The organism is Pontibacter toksunensis (assembly GCF_042686245.1).
Lineage (GTDB): Bacteria > Bacteroidota > Bacteroidia > Cytophagales > Hymenobacteraceae > Pontibacter > Pontibacter toksunensis.
The window spans coordinates 1-19,017 of record NZ_JBHUOX010000029.1 but is presented as its reverse complement, the minus strand read 5'-3'; the positions used below and the strand labels follow the sequence as shown (position 1 = coordinate 19,017).

The 19,017-nt window shown below is 46.0% G+C and carries 19 protein-coding genes and 1 riboswitch; of the genes, 10 read left to right on the top strand and 9 right to left on the bottom strand.

Going from position 1 to position 19,017, the window contains the following annotated elements; genetic code table 11:
- Nucleotides 1–37: 37 nt before the first annotated feature.
- Nucleotides 38–706 carry a S8 family serine peptidase gene (locus ACFS7Z_RS23940; RefSeq protein ID WP_377490770.1) on the bottom strand — a complete coding sequence of 223 codons (669 nt, stop codon included), beginning with the start codon at nucleotides 704–706 and terminating at the stop codon, nucleotides 38–40.
- A 201-nt stretch (nucleotides 707–907) separates the two neighbouring features.
- Between ACFS7Z_RS23940 and ACFS7Z_RS23935 the strand changes: the two genes are divergently transcribed.
- The gene (locus tag ACFS7Z_RS23935; protein ID WP_377490767.1) at nucleotides 908–1,033 is read left to right on the top strand and encodes a hypothetical protein; all 126 of its coding nucleotides are present in this window, start codon (nucleotides 908–910) and stop codon (nucleotides 1,031–1,033) included.
- A 237-nt stretch (nucleotides 1,034–1,270) separates the two neighbouring features.
- Here ACFS7Z_RS23935 and metX read toward each other — a convergent pair whose 3' ends face one another.
- Together metX and ACFS7Z_RS23925 are read right to left on the bottom strand one after the other, a co-directional pair.
- Complete coding sequence (metX, locus tag ACFS7Z_RS23930) at nucleotides 1,271–2,332, bottom strand: homoserine O-acetyltransferase MetX (RefSeq protein ID WP_377490764.1); 1,062 nt, start codon at nucleotides 2,330–2,332, stop codon at nucleotides 1,271–1,273.
- Nucleotides 2,333–2,341: 9 nt separating this feature from the next.
- Nucleotides 2,342–3,670 (bottom strand): O-acetylhomoserine aminocarboxypropyltransferase/cysteine synthase family protein, encoded by a 1,329-nt coding sequence (locus ACFS7Z_RS23925; protein ID WP_377490761.1) that lies wholly within the window; start codon nucleotides 3,668–3,670, stop codon nucleotides 2,342–2,344.
- A gap of 265 nt (nucleotides 3,671–3,935) precedes the next feature.
- Nucleotides 3,936–4,043: riboswitch (SAM riboswitch) on the bottom strand.
- A 464-nt stretch (nucleotides 4,044–4,507) separates the two neighbouring features.
- Here ACFS7Z_RS23925 and ACFS7Z_RS23920 point away from each other — a divergent pair.
- From ACFS7Z_RS23920 to trpS, 7 genes are all read left to right on the top strand, one after another.
- Complete coding sequence (locus tag ACFS7Z_RS23920) at nucleotides 4,508–5,455, top strand: phosphoribosylaminoimidazolesuccinocarboxamide synthase (RefSeq protein ID WP_377490758.1); 948 nt, start codon at nucleotides 4,508–4,510, stop codon at nucleotides 5,453–5,455.
- A gap of 55 nt (nucleotides 5,456–5,510) precedes the next feature.
- Complete coding sequence (locus ACFS7Z_RS23915) at nucleotides 5,511–5,888, top strand: STAS domain-containing protein (protein ID WP_115567158.1); 378 nt, start codon at nucleotides 5,511–5,513, stop codon at nucleotides 5,886–5,888.
- A 14-nt stretch (nucleotides 5,889–5,902) separates the two neighbouring features.
- Nucleotides 5,903–6,820 carry a ribonuclease Z gene (locus ACFS7Z_RS23910; protein WP_377490754.1) on the top strand — a complete coding sequence of 306 codons (918 nt, stop codon included), beginning with the start codon at nucleotides 5,903–5,905 and terminating at the stop codon, nucleotides 6,818–6,820.
- A 261-nt stretch (nucleotides 6,821–7,081) separates the two neighbouring features.
- Nucleotides 7,082–7,837 carry a queuosine precursor transporter gene (locus ACFS7Z_RS23905; protein ID WP_377490751.1) on the top strand — a complete coding sequence of 252 codons (756 nt, stop codon included), beginning with the start codon at nucleotides 7,082–7,084 and terminating at the stop codon, nucleotides 7,835–7,837.
- 229 nt (nucleotides 7,838–8,066) lie between these two features.
- Nucleotides 8,067–8,975, top strand: coding sequence for an EamA family transporter (locus ACFS7Z_RS23900; RefSeq protein WP_377490748.1), 909 nt, complete (start codon nucleotides 8,067–8,069; stop codon nucleotides 8,973–8,975).
- A gap of 291 nt (nucleotides 8,976–9,266) precedes the next feature.
- Complete coding sequence (locus ACFS7Z_RS23895; RefSeq protein WP_377490745.1) at nucleotides 9,267–9,863, top strand: copper resistance protein NlpE; 597 nt, start codon at nucleotides 9,267–9,269, stop codon at nucleotides 9,861–9,863.
- A gap of 86 nt (nucleotides 9,864–9,949) precedes the next feature.
- On the top strand, nucleotides 9,950–10,924 hold the full coding sequence (trpS, locus tag ACFS7Z_RS23890) for a tryptophan--tRNA ligase (protein WP_377490742.1): 975 nt from the start codon (nucleotides 9,950–9,952) through the stop codon (nucleotides 10,922–10,924).
- 128 nt (nucleotides 10,925–11,052) lie between these two features.
- Here trpS and ACFS7Z_RS23885 read toward each other — a convergent pair whose 3' ends face one another.
- From ACFS7Z_RS23885 to ACFS7Z_RS23860, 6 genes are all read right to left on the bottom strand, one after another.
- A complete protein-coding gene (locus tag ACFS7Z_RS23885) occupies nucleotides 11,053–11,679 on the bottom strand; it encodes a hypothetical protein (RefSeq protein WP_377490739.1) in 627 nt (208 codons plus the stop codon).
- 513 nt (nucleotides 11,680–12,192) lie between these two features.
- Nucleotides 12,193–12,795, bottom strand: coding sequence for a DUF4136 domain-containing protein (locus ACFS7Z_RS23880; RefSeq protein ID WP_377490736.1), 603 nt, complete (start codon nucleotides 12,793–12,795; stop codon nucleotides 12,193–12,195).
- Nucleotides 12,796–12,869: 74 nt separating this feature from the next.
- Nucleotides 12,870–13,445, bottom strand: coding sequence for a hypothetical protein (locus ACFS7Z_RS23875; protein ID WP_377490733.1), 576 nt, complete (start codon nucleotides 13,443–13,445; stop codon nucleotides 12,870–12,872).
- A 72-nt stretch (nucleotides 13,446–13,517) separates the two neighbouring features.
- Nucleotides 13,518–14,051 carry a hypothetical protein gene (locus ACFS7Z_RS23870; protein ID WP_377490730.1) on the bottom strand — a complete coding sequence of 178 codons (534 nt, stop codon included), beginning with the start codon at nucleotides 14,049–14,051 and terminating at the stop codon, nucleotides 13,518–13,520.
- 522 nt (nucleotides 14,052–14,573) lie between these two features.
- Complete coding sequence (locus ACFS7Z_RS23865; protein ID WP_377490726.1) at nucleotides 14,574–14,939, bottom strand: methylglyoxal synthase; 366 nt, start codon at nucleotides 14,937–14,939, stop codon at nucleotides 14,574–14,576.
- A 332-nt stretch (nucleotides 14,940–15,271) separates the two neighbouring features.
- A complete protein-coding gene (locus tag ACFS7Z_RS23860) occupies nucleotides 15,272–15,670 on the bottom strand; it encodes a hypothetical protein (RefSeq protein WP_377490723.1) in 399 nt (132 codons plus the stop codon).
- 142 nt (nucleotides 15,671–15,812) lie between these two features.
- Here ACFS7Z_RS23860 and hppD point away from each other — a divergent pair, with 142 nt between their 5' ends.
- Nucleotides 15,813–16,907: a 4-hydroxyphenylpyruvate dioxygenase gene (gene hppD / locus ACFS7Z_RS23855; protein ID WP_377490720.1), complete on the top strand. Its 1,095-nt coding sequence runs from the start codon at nucleotides 15,813–15,815 to the stop codon at nucleotides 16,905–16,907.
- A gap of 159 nt (nucleotides 16,908–17,066) precedes the next feature.
- Nucleotides 17,067–18,800 (top strand): phospho-sugar mutase, encoded by a 1,734-nt coding sequence (locus tag ACFS7Z_RS23850; RefSeq protein ID WP_377490717.1) that lies wholly within the window; start codon nucleotides 17,067–17,069, stop codon nucleotides 18,798–18,800.
- Nucleotides 18,801–19,017: the final 217 nt, after the last annotated feature.

The window sequence follows — 19,017 nt, the reverse complement described above, 5'->3', positions numbered from 1 at the left end:
CTTTCTTTTTGTACCTGTTTATTTACCTACCTTCAATTTAATCCAGCGATACGATGAAGTCTGGTTCTGCCTGCGCAATACCTTTCTGACCGTGCAGGTAGTTTGCAAAGGCTAATGCATTGCCTTTAGAAGAATCGTCTACTTTTAATAGATACACATCATTTCCAAGTGATTTCAGCACTTGAGCATTGTACTGTTCCGCGAGTTGCTGGAGTGCAGCAGATTCTCCTTTTTCCATGGTAACAATAACCTGGTTGCTGACACCAACCAAACTATTGCCGTCTCTGAAATAAGGTGCCGCATAGCTGATGTTAGGGTCCTGTGCCAAATGCTGCAAAGCCTGTTCAACCTGGTTGCAGTTCAAGCCATCTACCAGTTCAATGCTGTGCAGCAGCGTTACGCCCGTTGCTAACTGCCCGCTTTTATTTTTAACAAACCCATACTGCGCCAATGTTTGCTGCTCCTGCTCAGCAGACAAGCCGCTCACAAAAGAAACCAACACGACTTTCGTATACACATTTCCAAGCGTCTTCTGCTGTTGATTAGTGAAATATGTATAGTTTGTAAATGCCTGTCCTGCCTGTGCTTTTAATAAATTTGGACCAGCTTTTATGTTTCGTATTGGTGCAGGTCCGTCCTGCCTGCAGGATGTAAAAACTAAGAGTAGAGTGAGGTAGGTGAAAATAGGAATAATGGTTCTTTTCATATCCGTACAAATTATATCGCCTTCTGATATTTATAGTACGGTCAAACCTATTTTAAAGCTAAAAAAAAGTCTGTTAATACAGATATTTATTAGTGCAGATTAAGCAAATACTACAATTTTTCCAATATTTTGCACAATATCAATTAATAAGAACAAATATCACTTTTTGCTGTTCATTATAGTTATTCTGTTACTATAGAAATGAGCTCCAAAGATCTGCCAGAGCCTGCCATTCAGTTGCTTGCGCTTCTTCTGAACCATGCTCCCGGCGCTTCTGAAGATCCTGCCCGCGGAACAGTTGACTGCTCCTGCACTTTAGAGTTATAGTGCAGGTCAGGTTGTGAGTACCACGGATGCTCCAAAGAGGCTTCTGCTAATCTTAAAAAAGTGTAACAGAGGCAGAAGGTAAAGACAAATTTTACATACACTTTTCTGCCTTGAAAGCAGCAGGCTTTACCAGCTCTATAAACTGCTTCTTCCGTTGTAGTTTATAGAGTACCCTGTATTTAATGAACACGCAACAGCAGCATTATAAAGCCTGCTATGCTACACCTCCACTCCGTTCTACCGCTCTTCGCGTTCGTAAGACAGCTCCTCCAGCCTCTCCTCTTCTTCGTAGAAAGTTACAATGGCCTCCTTTAGCTGAGGAAACTCCACCAGAAAGCCATCATGCCCATAGTCGGACTGAATGAGGTAGAAGGAGGACAGAGCTACATGCTCGTGCAAAAACTGCTGCTCCCCCACCGGGAACAGGAGGTCTGTGTTCACTCCCACGATAAGTGTCCGTGCTTTTAGCTGCGCCAGTGCCCGCTCCAGCCCGCCCCTGTCGCGGCCAACGTTATGAGAATCCATTGCTTTGGAAAGCAGCCAATAGGTGTAAGCATTAAAGCGTTTAGCTATTTTTTCGCCCTGGTGCACCTGGTAGCTGGAAGCCCGGAAATCATCGGTGATGCTGTTGCCAGGTTCCTGCTGCGTTGCAGCATACGTGTTGTAGTGCCGGTACGACAACATGGCAATCGCCCTGGCTGTCTTCAAACCCTCTAATCCGGCTGTCTCACTTGCTGTTGCCCAGGTGGGGTCCTGGCGGATAGCCATGCGCTGCGTTTCGTTAAAGGCGATGCCCCAGGGAGAATGGCGTGCATTGGAGGCCACATGAATCAGTCGCTCGAATACATCAGGCTTCAGCAAGGCCCACTCCAGTGCCTGCTGTCCTCCCAGAGACCCTCCTATCAGGGTATGCACCTGTTCCAGCCCCAGGTCCTGCCGCAGCAGATCGAAAGCAGATACCACATCACGGTTAGTAACTTGCGGAAAGGTATGGAAATACGGCTGCTGCGTTTCCGGGTTAATGCTGAACGGCCCGGTAGAACCGTAGCAGCCACCCAGTGTGTTGGCGCAGATTACAAACCACTCCTGCGGGTCATACAGCTTTCCCTCCCCGAAGAGGTCACACCACCAGTCGGTAAAGTCAGAGCTGCCGGTCAAGGCATGGCACACCCACACCACGTTGCTGCGCTGTGGGTTTAGCGTACCATAGCTTGTATAGGCAAGCTGGAAGCCGGGCAATGTGGCACCCGACTCCAGCGTAAAAGTGTTATTGTATTCAAAAACGTGATGTGATAGCATATTCTATTGTTATAACGCGGGCTCCGACTGAACCTCCTGTACTTTAGCAAAAGCCTGCTCAAAATCGGCTTTAATGTCTTCAATGTGTTCAATACCTGCTGACACCCGCAGTTGCGTTGGCTCTACACCAGCCTCCAGTTGTTCGGCATCAGACAGCTGCTGGTGCGTGGTAGAGGCAGGGTGAATGATAAGAGTTTTGGCATCACCCACGTTGGCTAAGTGGCTCACCAGTTTCAGGCTGTTCACAAAAGCCTCTGCCTGCTGTCTGTCTCCTCCTTTAATTTTAAACGAGAGCACGCCCCCAAAGCCACGCTTCAGGTACTTCTTCGCCAGTCCATGGTAGTTGCTGCTCTCCAGCCCCGGGTAATTCACTGACTCCACCTGCTCATGCTGCTCCAGCCATTGTGCCAGTTCCAGCGCATTCTGTACCGTCCTTTCGAGGCGCAGCGAAAGTGTTTCGAGGCCTTGCAGCAACAGGAAAGAGTTGAACGGACTAAGAGCCGGCCCAAAATCGCGCAGGCCTTCTACACGGACACGTATGGCGAAAGCGATGTTACCGAAAGGCCCGTCTGTACCGAATATATCCCAGAACTTCATGCCATGGTAGCCTTCCGATGGCTCAGAGAACTGCGGAAATTTGCCGTTACCCCAGTTGAAGTTACCGCCATCCACAATCACACCCCCAATGCTGGTACCATGGCCACCTATCCATTTTGTGGCTGACTCCACCACCACGTTGGCCCCATGCTCCAGCGGGCGGAACAGGTAACCGCCAGCGCCAAAAGTATTGTCCACGATAAGCGGTAAATCATGCTTTCGTGCCAGCGCAGCAATTGCCTCAAAATCCGGAATATTAAAGCGCGGGTTGCCAATTGTTTCTAAATAAATTGCCTTCGTCTTGTCATCGATCAGCTTCTCATAACTTTCCACCTCGTCGTTCTTAGCAAAGCGCGATTCTATACCCAGGCGCTTCAGCGATACTTTAAACTGGTTGTAAGTACCGCCATACAAAAACTTTGTGGACACAAAGTTATCACCGGACTCCATAATGTTGCTCAGTGCAAGAAACTGTGCGGCCTGTCCTGATGCCACTGCCACAGCTGCAGCTCCGCCTTCAAGGGCAGCTATCCGCTTCTCGAACACATCTGTGGTCGGGTTCATAATGCGGGTATAGATGTTGCCAAATTCCTTCAGGGCAAACAAATTAGCCCCGTGCTCTGCATTTTTAAAGGCATAGGAGGTGGTCTGGTAAATGGGTACGGCACGAGACTGTGTGGTCGGATCGATTTGCTGGCCTGCGTGTAGCTGTAGTGTTTCGAAGTGGAGTGTGTTAGACATGGCTGTTCAGTTTATAGATTATAAAGATTGGTTTGAAGAAAAAGTCCGAAAATGTTAGAAGAAAATGGTGTTACAGGGGGTATGCCTGTGACCGATAAGGTATAGCGAAAGGATTAGCTTAGCAACAACAGCAACGCATGGCACACGGGGAGTTGCGCATGTGTTTTGCAGGCCGGGCTAAAAAAAGTTGCCGCGACAGAAAGGCTGCCAGGGAGGATGATAAAAAATGTAGTCTTGAATTGATTCCCTTATTCATGATCGTATCAATTTATATTCTTCCGGATGTTCCGGAATCAGGATTTAGCACCTTAACCTCGTTAGTTAGGTTGCTAGAGTTTCTCAGAGCCTGTCTCTCCACTCTTCTTTATAAATCAAATCCCGATGGGATAATTGACTTGATGTTGCAATTATAAAGCGCCAAAGGAGCAAATCCAAATAAAATATAAAATTTTTAGATCCTCTCTGTCCGCGATTTCTTTCAGTCCTACGGCAGCACACTATTTTAGTTGCTTTACCACTGAAGCCAGCAAGGTGATGTAACGGAATGGCAGAGAAGAACATGCTTTTTGCCGCTACAGTTATACTATTCTGTTGATGCTTGAAAAAGAGAGTTTCAGCCCCCTGCAGAAGGCGCAGGATAAGCAGCAAGCTGTTATCTGCTTAGCATATAAAAGATAGCTTCGATAATCTAAAACCCAAACCCGCCATCTCAGTATAATACAATATTATTCCGTGCCTATATTTTAGGCTTATCAGGCAGCTGGCAGCAACCTGCAGAAATATTTCCGGGCGGCTAAAATATAATTACCTTTGCCTGCTTAAAACAACACTGTATTTATGGAGGCCATAAAAGAAACCAATTTCTCCTTTGCCGGCCAAACCGGCTTTTACAGAGGCAAGGTTCGCGATGTGTATTATTTTGAAGACAAACTGGCCATAGTTGCCACTGACCGTATTTCTGCTTTTGATGTGGTACTGCCAAGGGCCATTCCTTTCAAAGGACAGGTGCTGAACCAGATTGCCAGCCTTAACCTGAAGGCTACTTCCGACATTGTGCCGAACTGGGTGATTTCCACCCCAGACCCGAATGTAACCATCGGCTATAAGTGTAAGCCCTTTAAGGTGGAGATGGTTATCAGGGGCTACCTGGCAGGGCATGCCTGGCGCGAGTACAAAGCAGGCAAGCGCATGTTGTGCGGCGTGACGCTACCGGAAGGTTTACGTGAAAACGACAGGCTGCCGGAGCCGATTATAACGCCAACCACCAAAGCCGATGAGGGGCACGATGAAGATATTTCGAGAGAAGAAATTTTAGCGCAAAACCTTGTATTAGAGCAGGATTACCTTAAATTAGAGCAATATACGCGCACATTATTTGCCCGTGGCACTGAATTAGCTAAACAACATGGCCTGATATTGGTTGACACAAAATACGAGTTCGGGAAATACAACGGAGAAATACTCCTGATAGACGAAATCCATACCCCCGACTCCTCCCGTTATTTCTACAGCGATGGCTATGAAGAGCGGCAGAAGCAGGAAGAACCACAACGGCAGTTATCAAAGGAATTTGTGCGGCAGTGGCTGATTGAAAATGGCTTTCAGGGAAAAAACGGGCAAATGGTACCAGAAATGACGGATGAGATAGTACTGAGCATTTCAGAACGTTACATCGAGCTGTATGAGGTATTTACAGGCCAGAAATTTGAGAAGAACAGTTATGAAAATGTGCTATCACGGATAGAACAGCATATTGTTAGTGATAATTTTAACACCAAACATTAAGTATATTAAAGTAGATTTTGGTACATTCGCATTTAAATCCTTATAGGTAGATCATATGAAGTACACGATTGATAAGAAAGAAAACTATACAATTATCACGATAGATGAGAAGAAGCTGGACACATCCATAGCGCCAGACCTGAAATCTGAGTTTGTGAAGTTAAACGCAGAGGGCATCACCAATCTGATTCTTGACCTGAGCAACGTAAAATATACAGACTCTTCAGGCCTTAGTTCTATTTTAATCGCCAACCGCCTTTGCAACTCATCTAGTGGCCTGTTGATTCTGACTGGTTTACAGGACCACGTTATGAAATTAATTACAATTTCTAAGTTAGAGTCTGTGCTTAATATTCTGCCAACAGTAGAGGAAGCCATTGACCGTGTGTTCCTGCACGAAATTGAGCAGGACCTGACTAACAAGGAAGACTAAGTATACCGCCCGTTGTGGATTTCGAACTCAGGATTCTGGGCAGTTCGTCGGCCACACCATCGGCAAACAGACACCATACCGCACAGGTACTTACCATAGACAATCAGTACCATTTGATTGATTGCGGTGAAGGAACGCAGATGCAGCTGATGCAATACAAGATAAAGCATCAGCGCATCTGCAATATCTACATCAGTCACCTCCACGGTGACCATTATTTTGGACTAGCTGGCCTCCTGTCCACCATGCACCTTCAGGGCCGCCACACACCGTTATACTTGTTTGGTCCTCCCGGCCTTATAGAAATCCTAAGCTTACAGTTTAAGTACTCAGGCACCAACCTCTGCTTTCCGCTTATCTTTCAGGAACTGGACACTACCAGCCATAAAAAGATTTATGAGAACAAGCAGATAACGGTATACACCATTCCGATGGAGCACCGGGTGCCCTGCTGTGGCTTCCTGTTCCGGGAAAAGCAGAAGGCACGCCCTCTAATCAAAGAAAAGCTCCCCCCTAATCTCACACCTCCGCAACTGGTTGGCCTGAAATGGGGTGAAGACGTGACAGATGAGCAGGGCAATGTTCTGGTTTACAACAGAGACGTGACCATGGAGCCAAAACGCAGCAGAAGCTATGCTTACTGCTCCGATAGCCGCTACAAGCCTGAGCTACTCCCATATGTCCGCTACGTGGACCTGCTCTACCATGAAGCTACTTTTACAGATGATTTGCGTGAGCGGGCAAACTACACCTTTCATAGTACAGCCCGTCAGGCGGCAGAATTAGCTGCGGCGGCAGAGGTACGTCGTCTGCTCATAGGCCACTTTTCCGTTCGCTACAAAGACCTCACACCTCTGCTTACAGAGGCACAGGAAGTTTTTCCACAAACTGACCTGGCTACAGAAGGAAGTATTTTATGTATCCGGGAGTAGCGCTTATAGCATTCTAAGCTAGTTTCTGTTAGGTTATGCATTCTTAAGGACTTCTGAGGTTTACCTCTACAGCAGTTAATTCGATCCTAAACATCTCTGATTGTACCGCTATTAAATGCATCTCAATGAAGCCCTTCGCAATACAGGCTATATATCCACAACGATAGATTTACCTATTAATATTAACTTGCAGCTGGGTTAAACCTACCTTTAATTTACTCCGCAATGCAGCAGCAAATTTCTACTTCTGAAAAAAGGCGTATGCACCTTTTCCTGGTGCTGAGCGGTATTTTTATATCGAATGCTCTGCTGGCTGAACTGATTGGGGTGAAGATTTTTTCAGGGGAGGCTATTTTTGGCTTGCCTGGCGCCCAGATACCCGTACTGGGTGGAGCAAAACTTGATTTTAACCTGACAGCAGGGGTTATCATCTGGCCAGTCGTGTTCATCACCACCGACATCATAAATGAGTATTTCGGCAAAGCTGGTGTTAAAAAAGTCAGTATACTCACCGTGCTGCTTATTCTTTATGCTTTCCTCGTTATTACTATAGTCACAGGCCTGCCGCCTGCTCCTTTCTGGTTAGATGTGAACAGTACGGATGCAGAAGGCAATCCTTTTAATATAAACATCGCCTTCAATAGTGTGTACCGTCAGGGGTTGGGGATCATCATTGGTTCCGTGGTAGCTTTCCTGCTTTCGCAGTTCTTAGATGCCACCGTGTTTCACTGGCTGCGCCGGTTTACGGGCAGCAAAAAGATATGGCTCCGAGCAACTGGCTCCACATTGGCGTCACAGCTTATAGATTCCTTTGTGGTACTGTTTGTAGCCTTTTTTCTCTTCGGCAACTGGCCTATGGAACAGGTGCTCTCAGTTTCCTTGATTAATTACATCTATAAGTTTACTATAGCCATCGTGCTCACACCGCTTCTCTATGTTGCCCATTACCTCATCGATAGCTATTTAGGTGAAAGAGAGGCTGAAAAACTAATGGAAGAGGCACAGGTTGAAGGCTAGAGGAGACTTTCTATCTTAGAAATCTATACATAAAGTTGGTTAAAAGGCTTTGTTGTGCTTACATTTGCGGCCTTGCAAAATAAAATGCCAGACTACTTAGCACATACACAGATCTTTATTACAGGCTACGTTTTACACGACCTGTAAGAGTGCGCCCTTCTCTTTAATCGGGGGCAGCAGCCTCTTCTATTTCTATTATTTTAAGGTTTTATTTTTGAAGGAGACGATTATGTTCAGAGGAATCGTTCTGGTTTTTCTTGGCGCGTGTAGCTTTGGCATTCTGTCAACGTTCGTAAAATTAGCATATAAAGAAGGCTTTACCTTGGGCGATGTAACGGGCGCCCAGGTATTTTTTGGGTTGGTTGTTCTTTGGACTCTTGTGTTGTTGCGAAAGCTGTTTAGCAGCAAAAGCAGCAGCACAACGTTCAGGGAAAAACTCAAACTGGTGGTGATGGGAACCAGCACCGGCCTGGTTAGCATCTTCTACTATAAGTCGGTGCAGACTGTGCCCGCTTCCATTGCGATCCTCCTCCTGATGCAGTTTACCTGGATGAGCCTGCTTTTAGAGGCTATCCACAAGCGCCAATTACCCTCCCTGGTACAGCTGGGTACAGTTGCCCTGATCCTGATAGGCACAGCCATGGCAGGGCGTTTGTTTTCCGGGGACTTACCTGATTTTGACTTAGCAGGCATGGGTTACGGGCTGCTGGCAGCTTTTTGCTATAGCATTTTTTTGATGATAAACGGCGCAGTAGGCAATCACCTGCACCCTGCTACCAAGAGCGCACTGATCCTGACAGGTGCCTGCGTACTCATATTCATCATCTTTCCTCCCGTGTTTCTGACGAACGGTGCTTTAACAAGCGGGCTATTTAAGTGGGGACTGGTGTTAGCTTTATTCGGTACTGTTATTCCTCCGCTCTTTTATTCTTACGGCCTGCCTGAAACAGGTTTGGGATTAGGTGCCATCCTAAGTGCTGCCGAACTACCGGTGGCCGTGCTTATGTCCAACATCATATTAAAAGAAGAGGTATGGGCAGTGCAGTGGCTAGGGGTAGCACTGATTTTAGCTGCCATTGTGCTTTCTAACATAAACTCGCTTCGCCAGAAAAGAAGCAAAGCAGTAACGCTGGCATAGCAGCATTACTCATAGGTTATACCAAAACAATACAATAAAAAAGCACCAGGAGGAATTATTTTCTTCGCCTGAAGTGTATCTGATACGAACATATTTCGCAGACCAGGCAACACAGATCTGGATTTATAGCACAATAAATTCAGCGAAATTCAAGTTAAATAATCAGCGTGCCGGCTGGTGAAGTAATATGGCTTCAAATTTGTATCCTATGTTATACTTGGCCGCATCAATCACATACTGTATAACTGCTGTGGTAAATAAACTTGTTACATCCAATCTATAGAGCGATACATGAAAACAATATTCGCGTTATTAGTCCTATTCTCAGTGGCACTAAGCCAGCAACAGGTACAAGCACAGGAAGTACAGAGCTATGAGGAGTGGCGGAAGTCATTAGCAAAAGGCAATAAAAAAGCCACTAAGCCTGCTGCTAAGGCAGCCACAGCGAAGAAGACATCACCAGCGAAGACATCACCAGCGAAAGCAACTGCTAAGGCTGAGGGCAAGACAAAGAGTAAAGCAGTTGCACCAGCAATGGCTGCCCCAGCAGGGTACTTTACCGGCACCCTTCCCTGCTCTGATTGCCAGGGTATAATTTCAGAACTCGAATTAACCGGTGATGCGAACGGTTCCAACCGCTCCTTCTCCCTAAAGCAGACTTACCTGGGAAAACCAGCTGACAAAAACGTACTGACGAGTTCGGGCAAGTGGTTCTTGGCCAAAGGGAACAAGCAGGACCCGAATGCGGTTGTGCTGCAGCTTATCCCTACATCAGGCAAAATTGACCCCATGTACTTCCTGCAGGTTAGTGAAACAGAGGTAAAATTACTAGACCGGCAGCAGGCGGAGATAAAGGGGCAGCAAAACTTCATACTGAAGCGGCAGTAGCATCCTGTGGTGGAATGCAAAAGTTTGGCTGGCCTATTTTCGGCTTTTTCCCGTAATTTGCAGCCGGAACAATTACACCACTACATATGGCACGTTATCTTACAGGAATTCAAAGCACAGGCCGCCCACACTTAGGCAACCTGCTGGGTGCTATCATTCCTGCTGTGGAGCTATCGAAAGCCTCTGACCAGGAGTCTTTATACTTTATCGCTGATATGCACTCCCTCACTTCCATCCGGGATGCGGAGGTGCTGCGGCACAACACCTATTCTGTGGCGGCTGCATGGCTTGCCTTCGGTTTCGATACAGATAAGCACTTGTTCTATCGCCAGTCTGATGTGCCGATGGTAACGGAACTGATGTGGTACCTGAACTGCTATGCCCCGTTCCCGATGCTGGCCAATGCGCACTCCTTCAAAGATAAGTCAAACAGACGAGGACTGGCTGATGTAAATGCCGGTTTGTTCACGTACCCTGTTTTAATGGCTGCCGACATACTCTTATATGACGCCAATTATGTACCGGTTGGAAAAGACCAAATCCAGCATCTGGAAATCACCCGCGATATCGCAAGCGCCTTCAACCATGTATACGGCGAAACATTTGTGCTTCCGGAAGCTAAGGTAGACGAAACTGTGATGACAGTGCCCGGCCTGAATGGCGAAAAAATGAGCAAGTCGTACGGCAACATCATTGATATTTTTGAAGCCGACAAGCCGCTGCGCAAAATCATCATGAGCATCATCACAGACAGTACACCGCTGGAAGAGCCAAAAGACACTGAAAACGATACCGTATTTAAGCTTTACAGCTTACTGGCCTCACCGGAAGAAATTGGAGCGATGCGCAGTAATTATGAGGCCGGAGGATACGGTTATGGCCACGCCAAGCAGGCACTGTATGAGCTCATCATCCGTAAGTATGCGAAGGAGCGTGAGTTGTTTAACCACTATATGAACAACCTGTCGGAAATAGACAAGAAACTGCATGAAGGTGCAGAGAAAGCCAAGGCTATAGCTGGACCTGTGCTACAGCGGGTACGCCAGAAGCTAGGGTATTAAGACCGCTAAATTTTACAAATGAAAGGGGCAGCTGAAGAATTTCAGCTGCCCCTTTCATTTGTAATCCTATGTTGTAAAGAGGTTTAAACCGTTCGCTTATGCTCTCCGGAAATTAGACACTCTTCAGTTTATTGTTCTGTACCGCCGGTTGTCGTACCTGCGGTGTTGTTTCCGTAGTAGCGGTTGTAACGGTCGTTATAATCGGTGTCAGTCAGGGAACCATCCTTGTCGTTATCCCACTGCCCGAATACACCTTCAGAATACTCCTGCTGATCTATCATCTTATCCTGATTTCTGTCCCAGTTGCTGTAGAAGTTATTATTGGTGTCATTCGCCATTCCGGTACGGAATTCATTTTCATCTACCTTATTATCTTTGTTAGCGTCTACATCAGTATAGTTACGGCCTGTCATACCATAATCCCGCGCTGCAGTATCCCACTCATTCTGGTCAATGTTATTATCCCGGTTTGTATCCCAGGTCCTGTACATGCTGTTGCTAAACTCATTTTCGTTCAGCATGTTGTCATCGTCATCATCCCACTCTGCAAAAGTATCATTCGATGTGAAGGTAGAATTAAAGCGGTTCCTGTCCCAGGTGTCTTCTATCTCCTGCCCTACAGTTTCAGTTGACTCAACAACTTCTCCTTCTGTAGTATCAGCTTTATCAGTAGTACAGGCAACAGAACCTGCCAGTAAAGCGAAGCATAACCCTGTACCTAAAAAATTATTTATGTTTATCTTATTCGTTTTCATAGCCTTATGTATTTATCGTAACGTTCATTTAATGTTCTATTTTACGAAATCAAACTGCCCCAAGACTATATATGACAACTAAGATAAGGGAAGCGCAGTTTCTGTTTAGTATATCATACGCTAAAATTCGTAAACGCCTTTAAGCCATATACCTCCTCTTATTTAAATTCTAATACACCATCACTATAATTACATCATTCAAACAAAATATTTATACTATTAAGTTAAATTCATCAAACCAATTAAACATGACTATGCAATAATCCTCAATTTAACTGAACATCTTCATCTATGTTACCTCGATAAATTATATTATATCATTTTCAAAGAGGTATATTGAAACCCACACAAGATGAAAGGTAAATAAAGCTTATGTTCAGGAGTATCTGCAAGCAGTGCATCATTCAAAATCGCCTTATAGCACGCTTTGTTGTGACGTATGTATTAATATAAAAACAGGGATTACCAGTAATGATAGTCCCTGTTGTGTTGACTCAGTATTAATAAGCTGTATCAGTTGCTCCTTGGTGGGTATTCTTTCAGGATGTCTGTGACAATGGTGTTGATGCGCTCCTGGCTGATGCCCGCTGTCATGTCAACGGCTCCTTCCCCTACTCCGCGCCAAACCAACTCATTCGTCTCTGTATTGATAAGGTCAATGACCACTGTACCCTCTTTGTATTGGTTGATTGTCCGGTAGGTAGCAGGGAAAGTGTTAAACCCATAGTTATAACGGTAGCCGTACCAGTAGCTGTAGCCATACCCGAAGCCTGGTGCAAAAGCGTAATTGGTGTTTACTTCTGTTTCTGTTTGAACGGAAACATCATAGGCTACCTTCAGGTCCGGATTAGATGCCTCATAGCGAAGCCCCTGCTTGGTCAGCGTTTGGCGTATGGCAGCTTTCAGGTATCGATCCAGGTCTGAATTAAAGGTGCCGGTGTTAATGTCCTGCTCCGCTTCAGGGTTCTCCTGGAAGAAGCCAAACGTCTGGAACTGCCTGAAATTTGCAGAGCGATCATAATCTGTGGTAACGCTTACGGTTGGCGCACAGCCAGCAAAGGCAGCAAAGCAGAAGGCGCAAATCAATAACTGTATGATGTTCTTTCTGTTTCTCATATCTTATTAGGTTTATCTATATAAAAAATAATAAAAGCACCTCTAAAAGGTGCTTTTATAAAGTTGTGTATTTACTAGACGCCGTAGTACGTGTTATAGGCATCATACTCATTCTCATCCAGCATGCCGTCTGCGTTATCGTCCCACAGTCCGAACACACCATCTGTATATTCTCTTTCTCCCAGGAAATTGTCATTGTCAGCGTCCCAGTTATCATACCAGCCTGTATCGGCAAAGCCGGTTCTGAACTCATTGTCATCTAAAATGCCGTCGCCGGTCGTGTCCCACTCAGCCCAGGTCTCGTTCTCAACTCCCCAGTCATTTACGGCTGTGTTCCATTCGTTCTCGTCCAGCCGGTCGTCATTATTTACATCCCAGGTGCTGTAGAAGCCGCTGTAGTACTCATTTTCATCCAGCAGGTTGTCATCGTTCAAATCCCAGTCCTCATAGTAGTTGGTAGAGGCAAAAGTGGAGTTGAACTCGTTTGTATCCCAGGTGTCTGCTGTCACCACTTCTTCTGTTTCAGCTATAACAGTATTGTCCTCTACACCTGTGGCGGTTTCCCCGGAGCAGGCCAACAGTCCGGCTGCAAGTGTGAAACAAAGGCCATTCATTATTTTCTTCAATATTCTTTTTTTATTCTCTTTCATAGTCGTCTTCATTTAGATTAAGTTTAAAATAAATTAAAGATGGGTATTTCTGTTCCTTTTCAGGAGCCTGGATTAAACGCCGTAGTATCTGTTGAACCAGATGTCATAGTCTGCTGCTTCCAGTACACCGTCGTTATCATCATCCCATATACCGAAAACACCGTCTGCATACTCCCGATCCATTATCAAACCGTCGTTATCTGCATCCCACGTATCGTAGTAGTCGTAGGTGAGGAAGCCGGTTCTGAATTCGTCCTCGTCCAGCATACCATCGGCATCTACATCCCATGCATCCCAGTCTGCTCCCACTAAGCCAAAGTCGGCCACTGCCATGTCCCAGTCGGTTTCCTCCAGCATTCCATCGTTGTCAACGTCCCAGGATTCGTAGAAGCTCATCGTGAATTCATCCTCGTCGAGGAAATCATCATCATCAGCATCCCAATCCCCATACAGATTGGCTGCACTAAAGTCTGTGTAGAACCTGTCGCCGTCAAACAGTTCGGCATCATTGTCATCTTCATTGTCACAGGCTATCAGGCCAAACATCAGGAACAGGCAAAGAGCTGTCCCTATCCTTCTCCACACGCTCATTTCTGTAGTTTTCATAGCTAAATAGTTGTAAGTTAATAATATACATCTTCTATATTTTTCTACGACGACATGGCAGCTGTGTTTAGTATAAAACATCATTGTTGGCTTACATAGCAGCTTGTAACAGCACAATATATTATTCTCTTGATTGTATTAACCGAAGTACAGAAGCAGCATCTATATACCTACACTTGTAAACCATTGTAGAATTCTAATAGTGTATTATTGCCTGATTTAAGGCAGAATAAAATTTTTCGTAAATCAGAATTATTTCTAGAAATGTAGTGATACAACAAAAGAGTATTAGAAAAAGTCAATTCGGTTTCTGCTGTTTCTGCTCTTATTAAGTGCAATATTTACAGAGGTACCAGCCATTGTACCGGGTGTGGCTGCTTAGTTGTTCGAAGCCTGAAACAAGGACCTTCCTGATGTATGAAAAAACATATTTTCCTGCTTCAACAGCATAAAAAAAGCACCCGCCTCAGCTACTGCTATGGCAAGTGCATCAAGTTGAAACACTAAACAGCAATAAAGGTCTTAACCCCGCTCCAGCACAATAAGGTCGGCAGAGGCGCGGTTCAGGGCAATCGGAATGTTGTTCAGCACGGCGGTACGAATCAGCGTCTGAATGTCGTGCTCGTGACCGTGAGGTGTTTCCACATCTATAAAGAAGATGATTTTATGTACCTCGCCCTGCAGTATGCGTGCTGCCAGCAGAATGTCACCCCCGCTTGGTCCGTGGCCGAATGGCTGCACGTTTAGGTCCAGCAGGTCGTTTATGAGCCGTGAAGTATTTGTAGTTCCGATGAGCGTGTGCCCTTCGAGTGCCTTATGGTTTTCTTTGACCCAGTTCAGCAGGTCTGTCTTTTTGTTGTTATGCGCAACTAATGCAATGGTCATCATCTTTTCCGGTTTAAGTTAAAGCCAGGCAATCAGGTTTCAGAAGCGTCGGCTTGTTCTGTTTAAATTAGAGCGAAGATATGTAAAGCATCATAAAAATCAATAAATAATAAACTTGAACAGGTTTATTTAACACATTGATAATGAATGGATAACTTAACACCAGTGCTATTCCTGATTTAGATTTGCTGTTCTAATGCTTCCAAAGAAGGTTATACGGCACGAATAACAGCAAAAAATTACCGCACCTTCCATTGCACAAGAGCAGTAGAAGATGCGGTAAAATTAACAGCGGTTTTTATTCTATATGCTGCTTTTTAGCTTTGTTCAGCGGCTTACTCTGCCGTCCAGAGCACACGCTCCTGGTCTTGCAGAATCAAAAGTATACGAGGCGGGTTAGCAACAATCACGAGGCGCATCTCCACCCCCGGAAAAGAGTCAGACTCAACCCATACGCCTTCCTGCTCATCCTCTTCGAGGGCAGCCTCCGGGTCCAGTGTGCTGGCCAGGTAAGCGGTTGGCAGAAGAATATCAGCGTCTGATTTCAGTTTACCATGCACATCTTCCAACACATCTTCGAGGTAATCGCCATACTCCTCATTGAAGTCATCCTCAAGGTCGTGCAACTCCTCTTCAATATCATCATAGCGCTTATCGTTATAATCCATGGTACTGAGTTCCTGCTTTTTCCCCAGGATCGCAACGATAGCATCGTTTAGAGCATTTACATTCATGTGATCGTGTTTTTTACAAAGTTGGAAACATGCTGTAGCAATTGCAAGTAATCGAATGATAATTTAACCCGATGCCGCTCAGATTTTGATAAATCCATAAAAGCAGTATTTTTACAATAATCACCTGATAACCCCTAAAACTATGGCAACAGACCTCCTGCCACTCAACGGCACCGATCATATTGAGTTTTATGTGGGCAATGCCAAGCAGGCCGCTCATTTCTACCAGACAGCCTTTGGCTTTAATCTCATTGCTTATGCCGGACCGGAAACAGGCATCCGCGACCGCGCCTCCTATGTGCTGGTGCAGGATAAAGTAAGGTTTGTGCTCACTACCTCGCTTGACCCGACATCGGATATATCGAAGCATGTGCTGCAGCACGGAGACGGCGTGAAGGTGCTTGCCCTGTGGGTGGACGATGCGGAGAAATCCTTTAATGACACCGTGGCACGTGGCGCAAAGCCAGCTATTGAGCCTAAAACGCTGCAGGATGAGCATGGCGAGGTAAAAATTGCCGCTATTCATACCTATGGCGAAACCATTCACACCTTTGTAGAGCGCAAAAACTACAGCGGCCCATTTATGCCGGGCTATAAAGCCAAATCCACTGAACTGCAGGTAGAACCGGTTGGTCTGAAGTATGTGGACCACTGCGTTGGCAATGTGGAGCTGGGCCACATGAATGAGTGGGTGGAGTTCTATGAAAATGTAATGGGCTTTAAGCTGCTGATTACGTTCGACGATAAAGACATCAGTACGGAGTATACGGCCCTGATGTCGAAGGTGGTGTCCAATGGCAACGGCTATATAAAGTTCCCGATAAACGAGCCGGCGAAGGGCAAGAAGAAATCGCAGATTGATGAGTACCTGGAGTTTTACCGGGGCGCCGGTGTACAGCATATTGCCATCGCCACTGATGACATCCTGCATACAGTTTCAGAGCTCCGGCGCCGTGGCGTGGAGTTCCTGTATGTGCCGGAAACATACTATGATGACCTGTTCGACCGGGTAGGCAACATCGACGAAGAAATGGAGTCGCTGAAGGCGCTGAATATTCTCGTAGACCGGGATGAGGAAGGTTACCTGCTGCAGATCTTCACAAAGCCTGTAGAAGACAGGCCAACTGTTTTTTATGAAATCATCCAGCGCAAAGGAGCGAAGTCATTTGGAAAAGGAAATTTCAAGGCACTCTTCGAATCTATTGAGCGGGAGCAGGAGTTAAGGGGCAACCTTTGAGAAGAATTTAAGTAAATGCCGTGTAGTTTGGCCTAAATTCCTTTATTTTGATATTGCTATACATCACACCAGTTCTTTTGAACGTGCCTCGGGTGCAAAAAGGCTGGTGTGATTATTTTGTCTACATAACAAAGCGTAAAATCCTCAAGTATAAAAACTATGATTGATAATGCTATAAGAACTAAAATTGACCAGTGGCTATCCGGAAACTATGATGCAGCCACTAAATCAGAAATAAACGACATGCTGGAGCGCAACGAGCATGACGCGCTTTCTGATGCCTTTTACAAGGACCTGGAGTTTGGTACCGGCGGATTGCGCGGCATCATGGGGGCGGGCAGCAACCGGATGAACCGCTACACCCTGGGAATGGCCACACAGGGACTTTGCAATTACCTGAAACAAAACTTCCCTGATCAGCAGATAAAAGTGGCAATCGCTCACGACAGCCGCAATAACTCGGATAAGTTTGCCCGCATCGTAGCCGACATCTTTTCTGCCAACGATATCAAAGTATACCTGTTCGAGGCGCTGCGCCCTACGCCAGAGCTATCCTTTGCCATACGCCACCTGGGTTGCCAGAGTGGAGTCGTGATTACGGCATCGCACAACCCGAAGGAATATAATGGTTATAAGGCTTACTGGAATGATGGGGCACAGGTAACTGCACCGCATGATAAAAACATCATTGCTGAGGTAAACAAAATCACTTCTATTGATGAGGTGAAGTTTGAGCCGAAGCAGGAGAACATCGAGATGATTGGCACTGAGGTAGACGAAGCCTATATAAAAGAAGTGCTGGGACTATCTATTTCGCAGGAGGCCATCAAGCGCCAGCATGACCTCAAAATTGTTTTCACACCCATCCACGGTACCGGTATCACGCTTGTGCCGGAGATACTGAAGCGCTTCGGCTTCACAAACGTGCAAGTGGTAGAAAAGCAGTCGGAGCCAAACGGCAACTTCCCGACGGTGGTATACCCGAACCCTGAAGAGAAAGAGGCCATGACGCTGGCTATGAAAAAAGCAGCCGAACTGGATGCTGACCTGGTGCTGGCCACTGACCCGGACGCTGACCGTGTGGGTATCGCCGTGAAAAACCTGGAGGGGGAGTTTGTGCTGCTTAACGGTAACCAGACAGGCGCTCTTCTCATCAACTACCTGCTGCAGGCATGGCAGAAAGCCGGTAAACTGACAGGCAAAGAGTACGTGGTAAAAACCATTGTAACGACGGACCTTATCAAGAAAATTGCCGACAGCTACAATGTAACGATGTATGAAACCCTGACCGGATTTAAATACATCGCTGAAATCATCCGTAACCTGGAGGGCAAGGAAACATACATTGGCGGTGGCGAAGAAAGCTACGGCTACCTGGCCGGCGACTTCGTCCGCGATAAAGACGCCATTTCTGCCTGTGCACTTATTGCTGAAATGGCAGCAGTGGCTAAAGACAATGGCCAAAGTCTTTTTGAGATGATGGTGGAGATGTACACCAGATACGGCTTCTATAAAGAAGACCTTGTATCCATCACTAAAAAGGGCATGCGTGGTGCAGAGGAGATTCAGCAGATGATGGCCGACATGCGCAGCAATCCGCCTCAAACAATTGCCGGTTCCAAAGTAGTGGAGATAAGTGATTACAAATTCGGGACGCGCAAAAATATGCGCACAGGAGAGGAAAGTAAGCTTGACATGGAAAGCTCAAACGTGTTGCAGTACATGACCGAAGACGGCAGCAAGATATCGGCCCGCCCATCCGGCACAGAACCCAAGATTAAATTCTATGTCAGCGTGAATGAGCCATTGCCTTCTAAAGAGGCGTTTGATGAGACGGCCCAACAGCTGAATCAGAAAATAGAGCAGACGCTGAAGGACCTGAACCTGAAGTAAGGTTCTCTGTTGCAAAAAATGTCAAATGGCTAAACTGCTGGTATATCATACCTGGCAGTTTAGCCATTTTTTTGATTCGTTTTACATTAATTGTAATAGTCAAGATATGCTCTGACAGTTGAGGGTTATCTGACAGGCATCTGCCCTAAAGTAGTGTTCCATGAGCCCATGCCGTTGGGCTCATTTTTTTTCTGCACCACCCCTTCGTCTTCGGGTG

Coding starts and splice junctions, on each gene's coding strand:
- ACFS7Z_RS23940 (WP_377490770.1), bottom strand. CDS start 706: ATGAAAAGAACCATTATTCCTATTTTCACCTACCTCACTCTACTCTTA.
- ACFS7Z_RS23935 (WP_377490767.1), top strand. CDS start 908: ATGAGCTCCAAAGATCTGCCAGAGCCTGCCATTCAGTTGCTTGCGCTT.
- metX (WP_377490764.1), bottom strand. CDS start 2,332: ATGCTATCACATCACGTTTTTGAATACAATAACACTTTTACGCTGGAG.
- ACFS7Z_RS23925 (WP_377490761.1), bottom strand. CDS start 3,670: ATGTCTAACACACTCCACTTCGAAACACTACAGCTACACGCAGGCCAG.
- ACFS7Z_RS23920 (WP_377490758.1), top strand. CDS start 4,508: ATGGAGGCCATAAAAGAAACCAATTTCTCCTTTGCCGGCCAAACCGGC.
- ACFS7Z_RS23915 (WP_115567158.1), top strand. CDS start 5,511: ATGAAGTACACGATTGATAAGAAAGAAAACTATACAATTATCACGATA.
- ACFS7Z_RS23905 (WP_377490751.1), top strand. CDS start 7,082: ATGCACCTTTTCCTGGTGCTGAGCGGTATTTTTATATCGAATGCTCTG.
- ACFS7Z_RS23900 (WP_377490748.1), top strand. CDS start 8,067: ATGTTCAGAGGAATCGTTCTGGTTTTTCTTGGCGCGTGTAGCTTTGGC.
- ACFS7Z_RS23895 (WP_377490745.1), top strand. CDS start 9,267: ATGAAAACAATATTCGCGTTATTAGTCCTATTCTCAGTGGCACTAAGC.
- trpS (WP_377490742.1), top strand. CDS start 9,950: ATGGCACGTTATCTTACAGGAATTCAAAGCACAGGCCGCCCACACTTA.
- ACFS7Z_RS23885 (WP_377490739.1), bottom strand. CDS start 11,679: ATGAAAACGAATAAGATAAACATAAATAATTTTTTAGGTACAGGGTTA.
- ACFS7Z_RS23880 (WP_377490736.1), bottom strand. CDS start 12,795: ATGAGAAACAGAAAGAACATCATACAGTTATTGATTTGCGCCTTCTGC.
- ACFS7Z_RS23875 (WP_377490733.1), bottom strand. CDS start 13,445: ATGAAAGAGAATAAAAAAAGAATATTGAAGAAAATAATGAATGGCCTT.
- ACFS7Z_RS23870 (WP_377490730.1), bottom strand. CDS start 14,051: ATGAAAACTACAGAAATGAGCGTGTGGAGAAGGATAGGGACAGCTCTT.
- ACFS7Z_RS23865 (WP_377490726.1), bottom strand. CDS start 14,939: ATGATGACCATTGCATTAGTTGCGCATAACAACAAAAAGACAGACCTG.
- ACFS7Z_RS23860 (WP_377490723.1), bottom strand. CDS start 15,670: ATGAATGTAAATGCTCTAAACGATGCTATCGTTGCGATCCTGGGGAAA.
- hppD (WP_377490720.1), top strand. CDS start 15,813: ATGGCAACAGACCTCCTGCCACTCAACGGCACCGATCATATTGAGTTT.
- ACFS7Z_RS23850 (WP_377490717.1), top strand. CDS start 17,067: ATGATTGATAATGCTATAAGAACTAAAATTGACCAGTGGCTATCCGGA.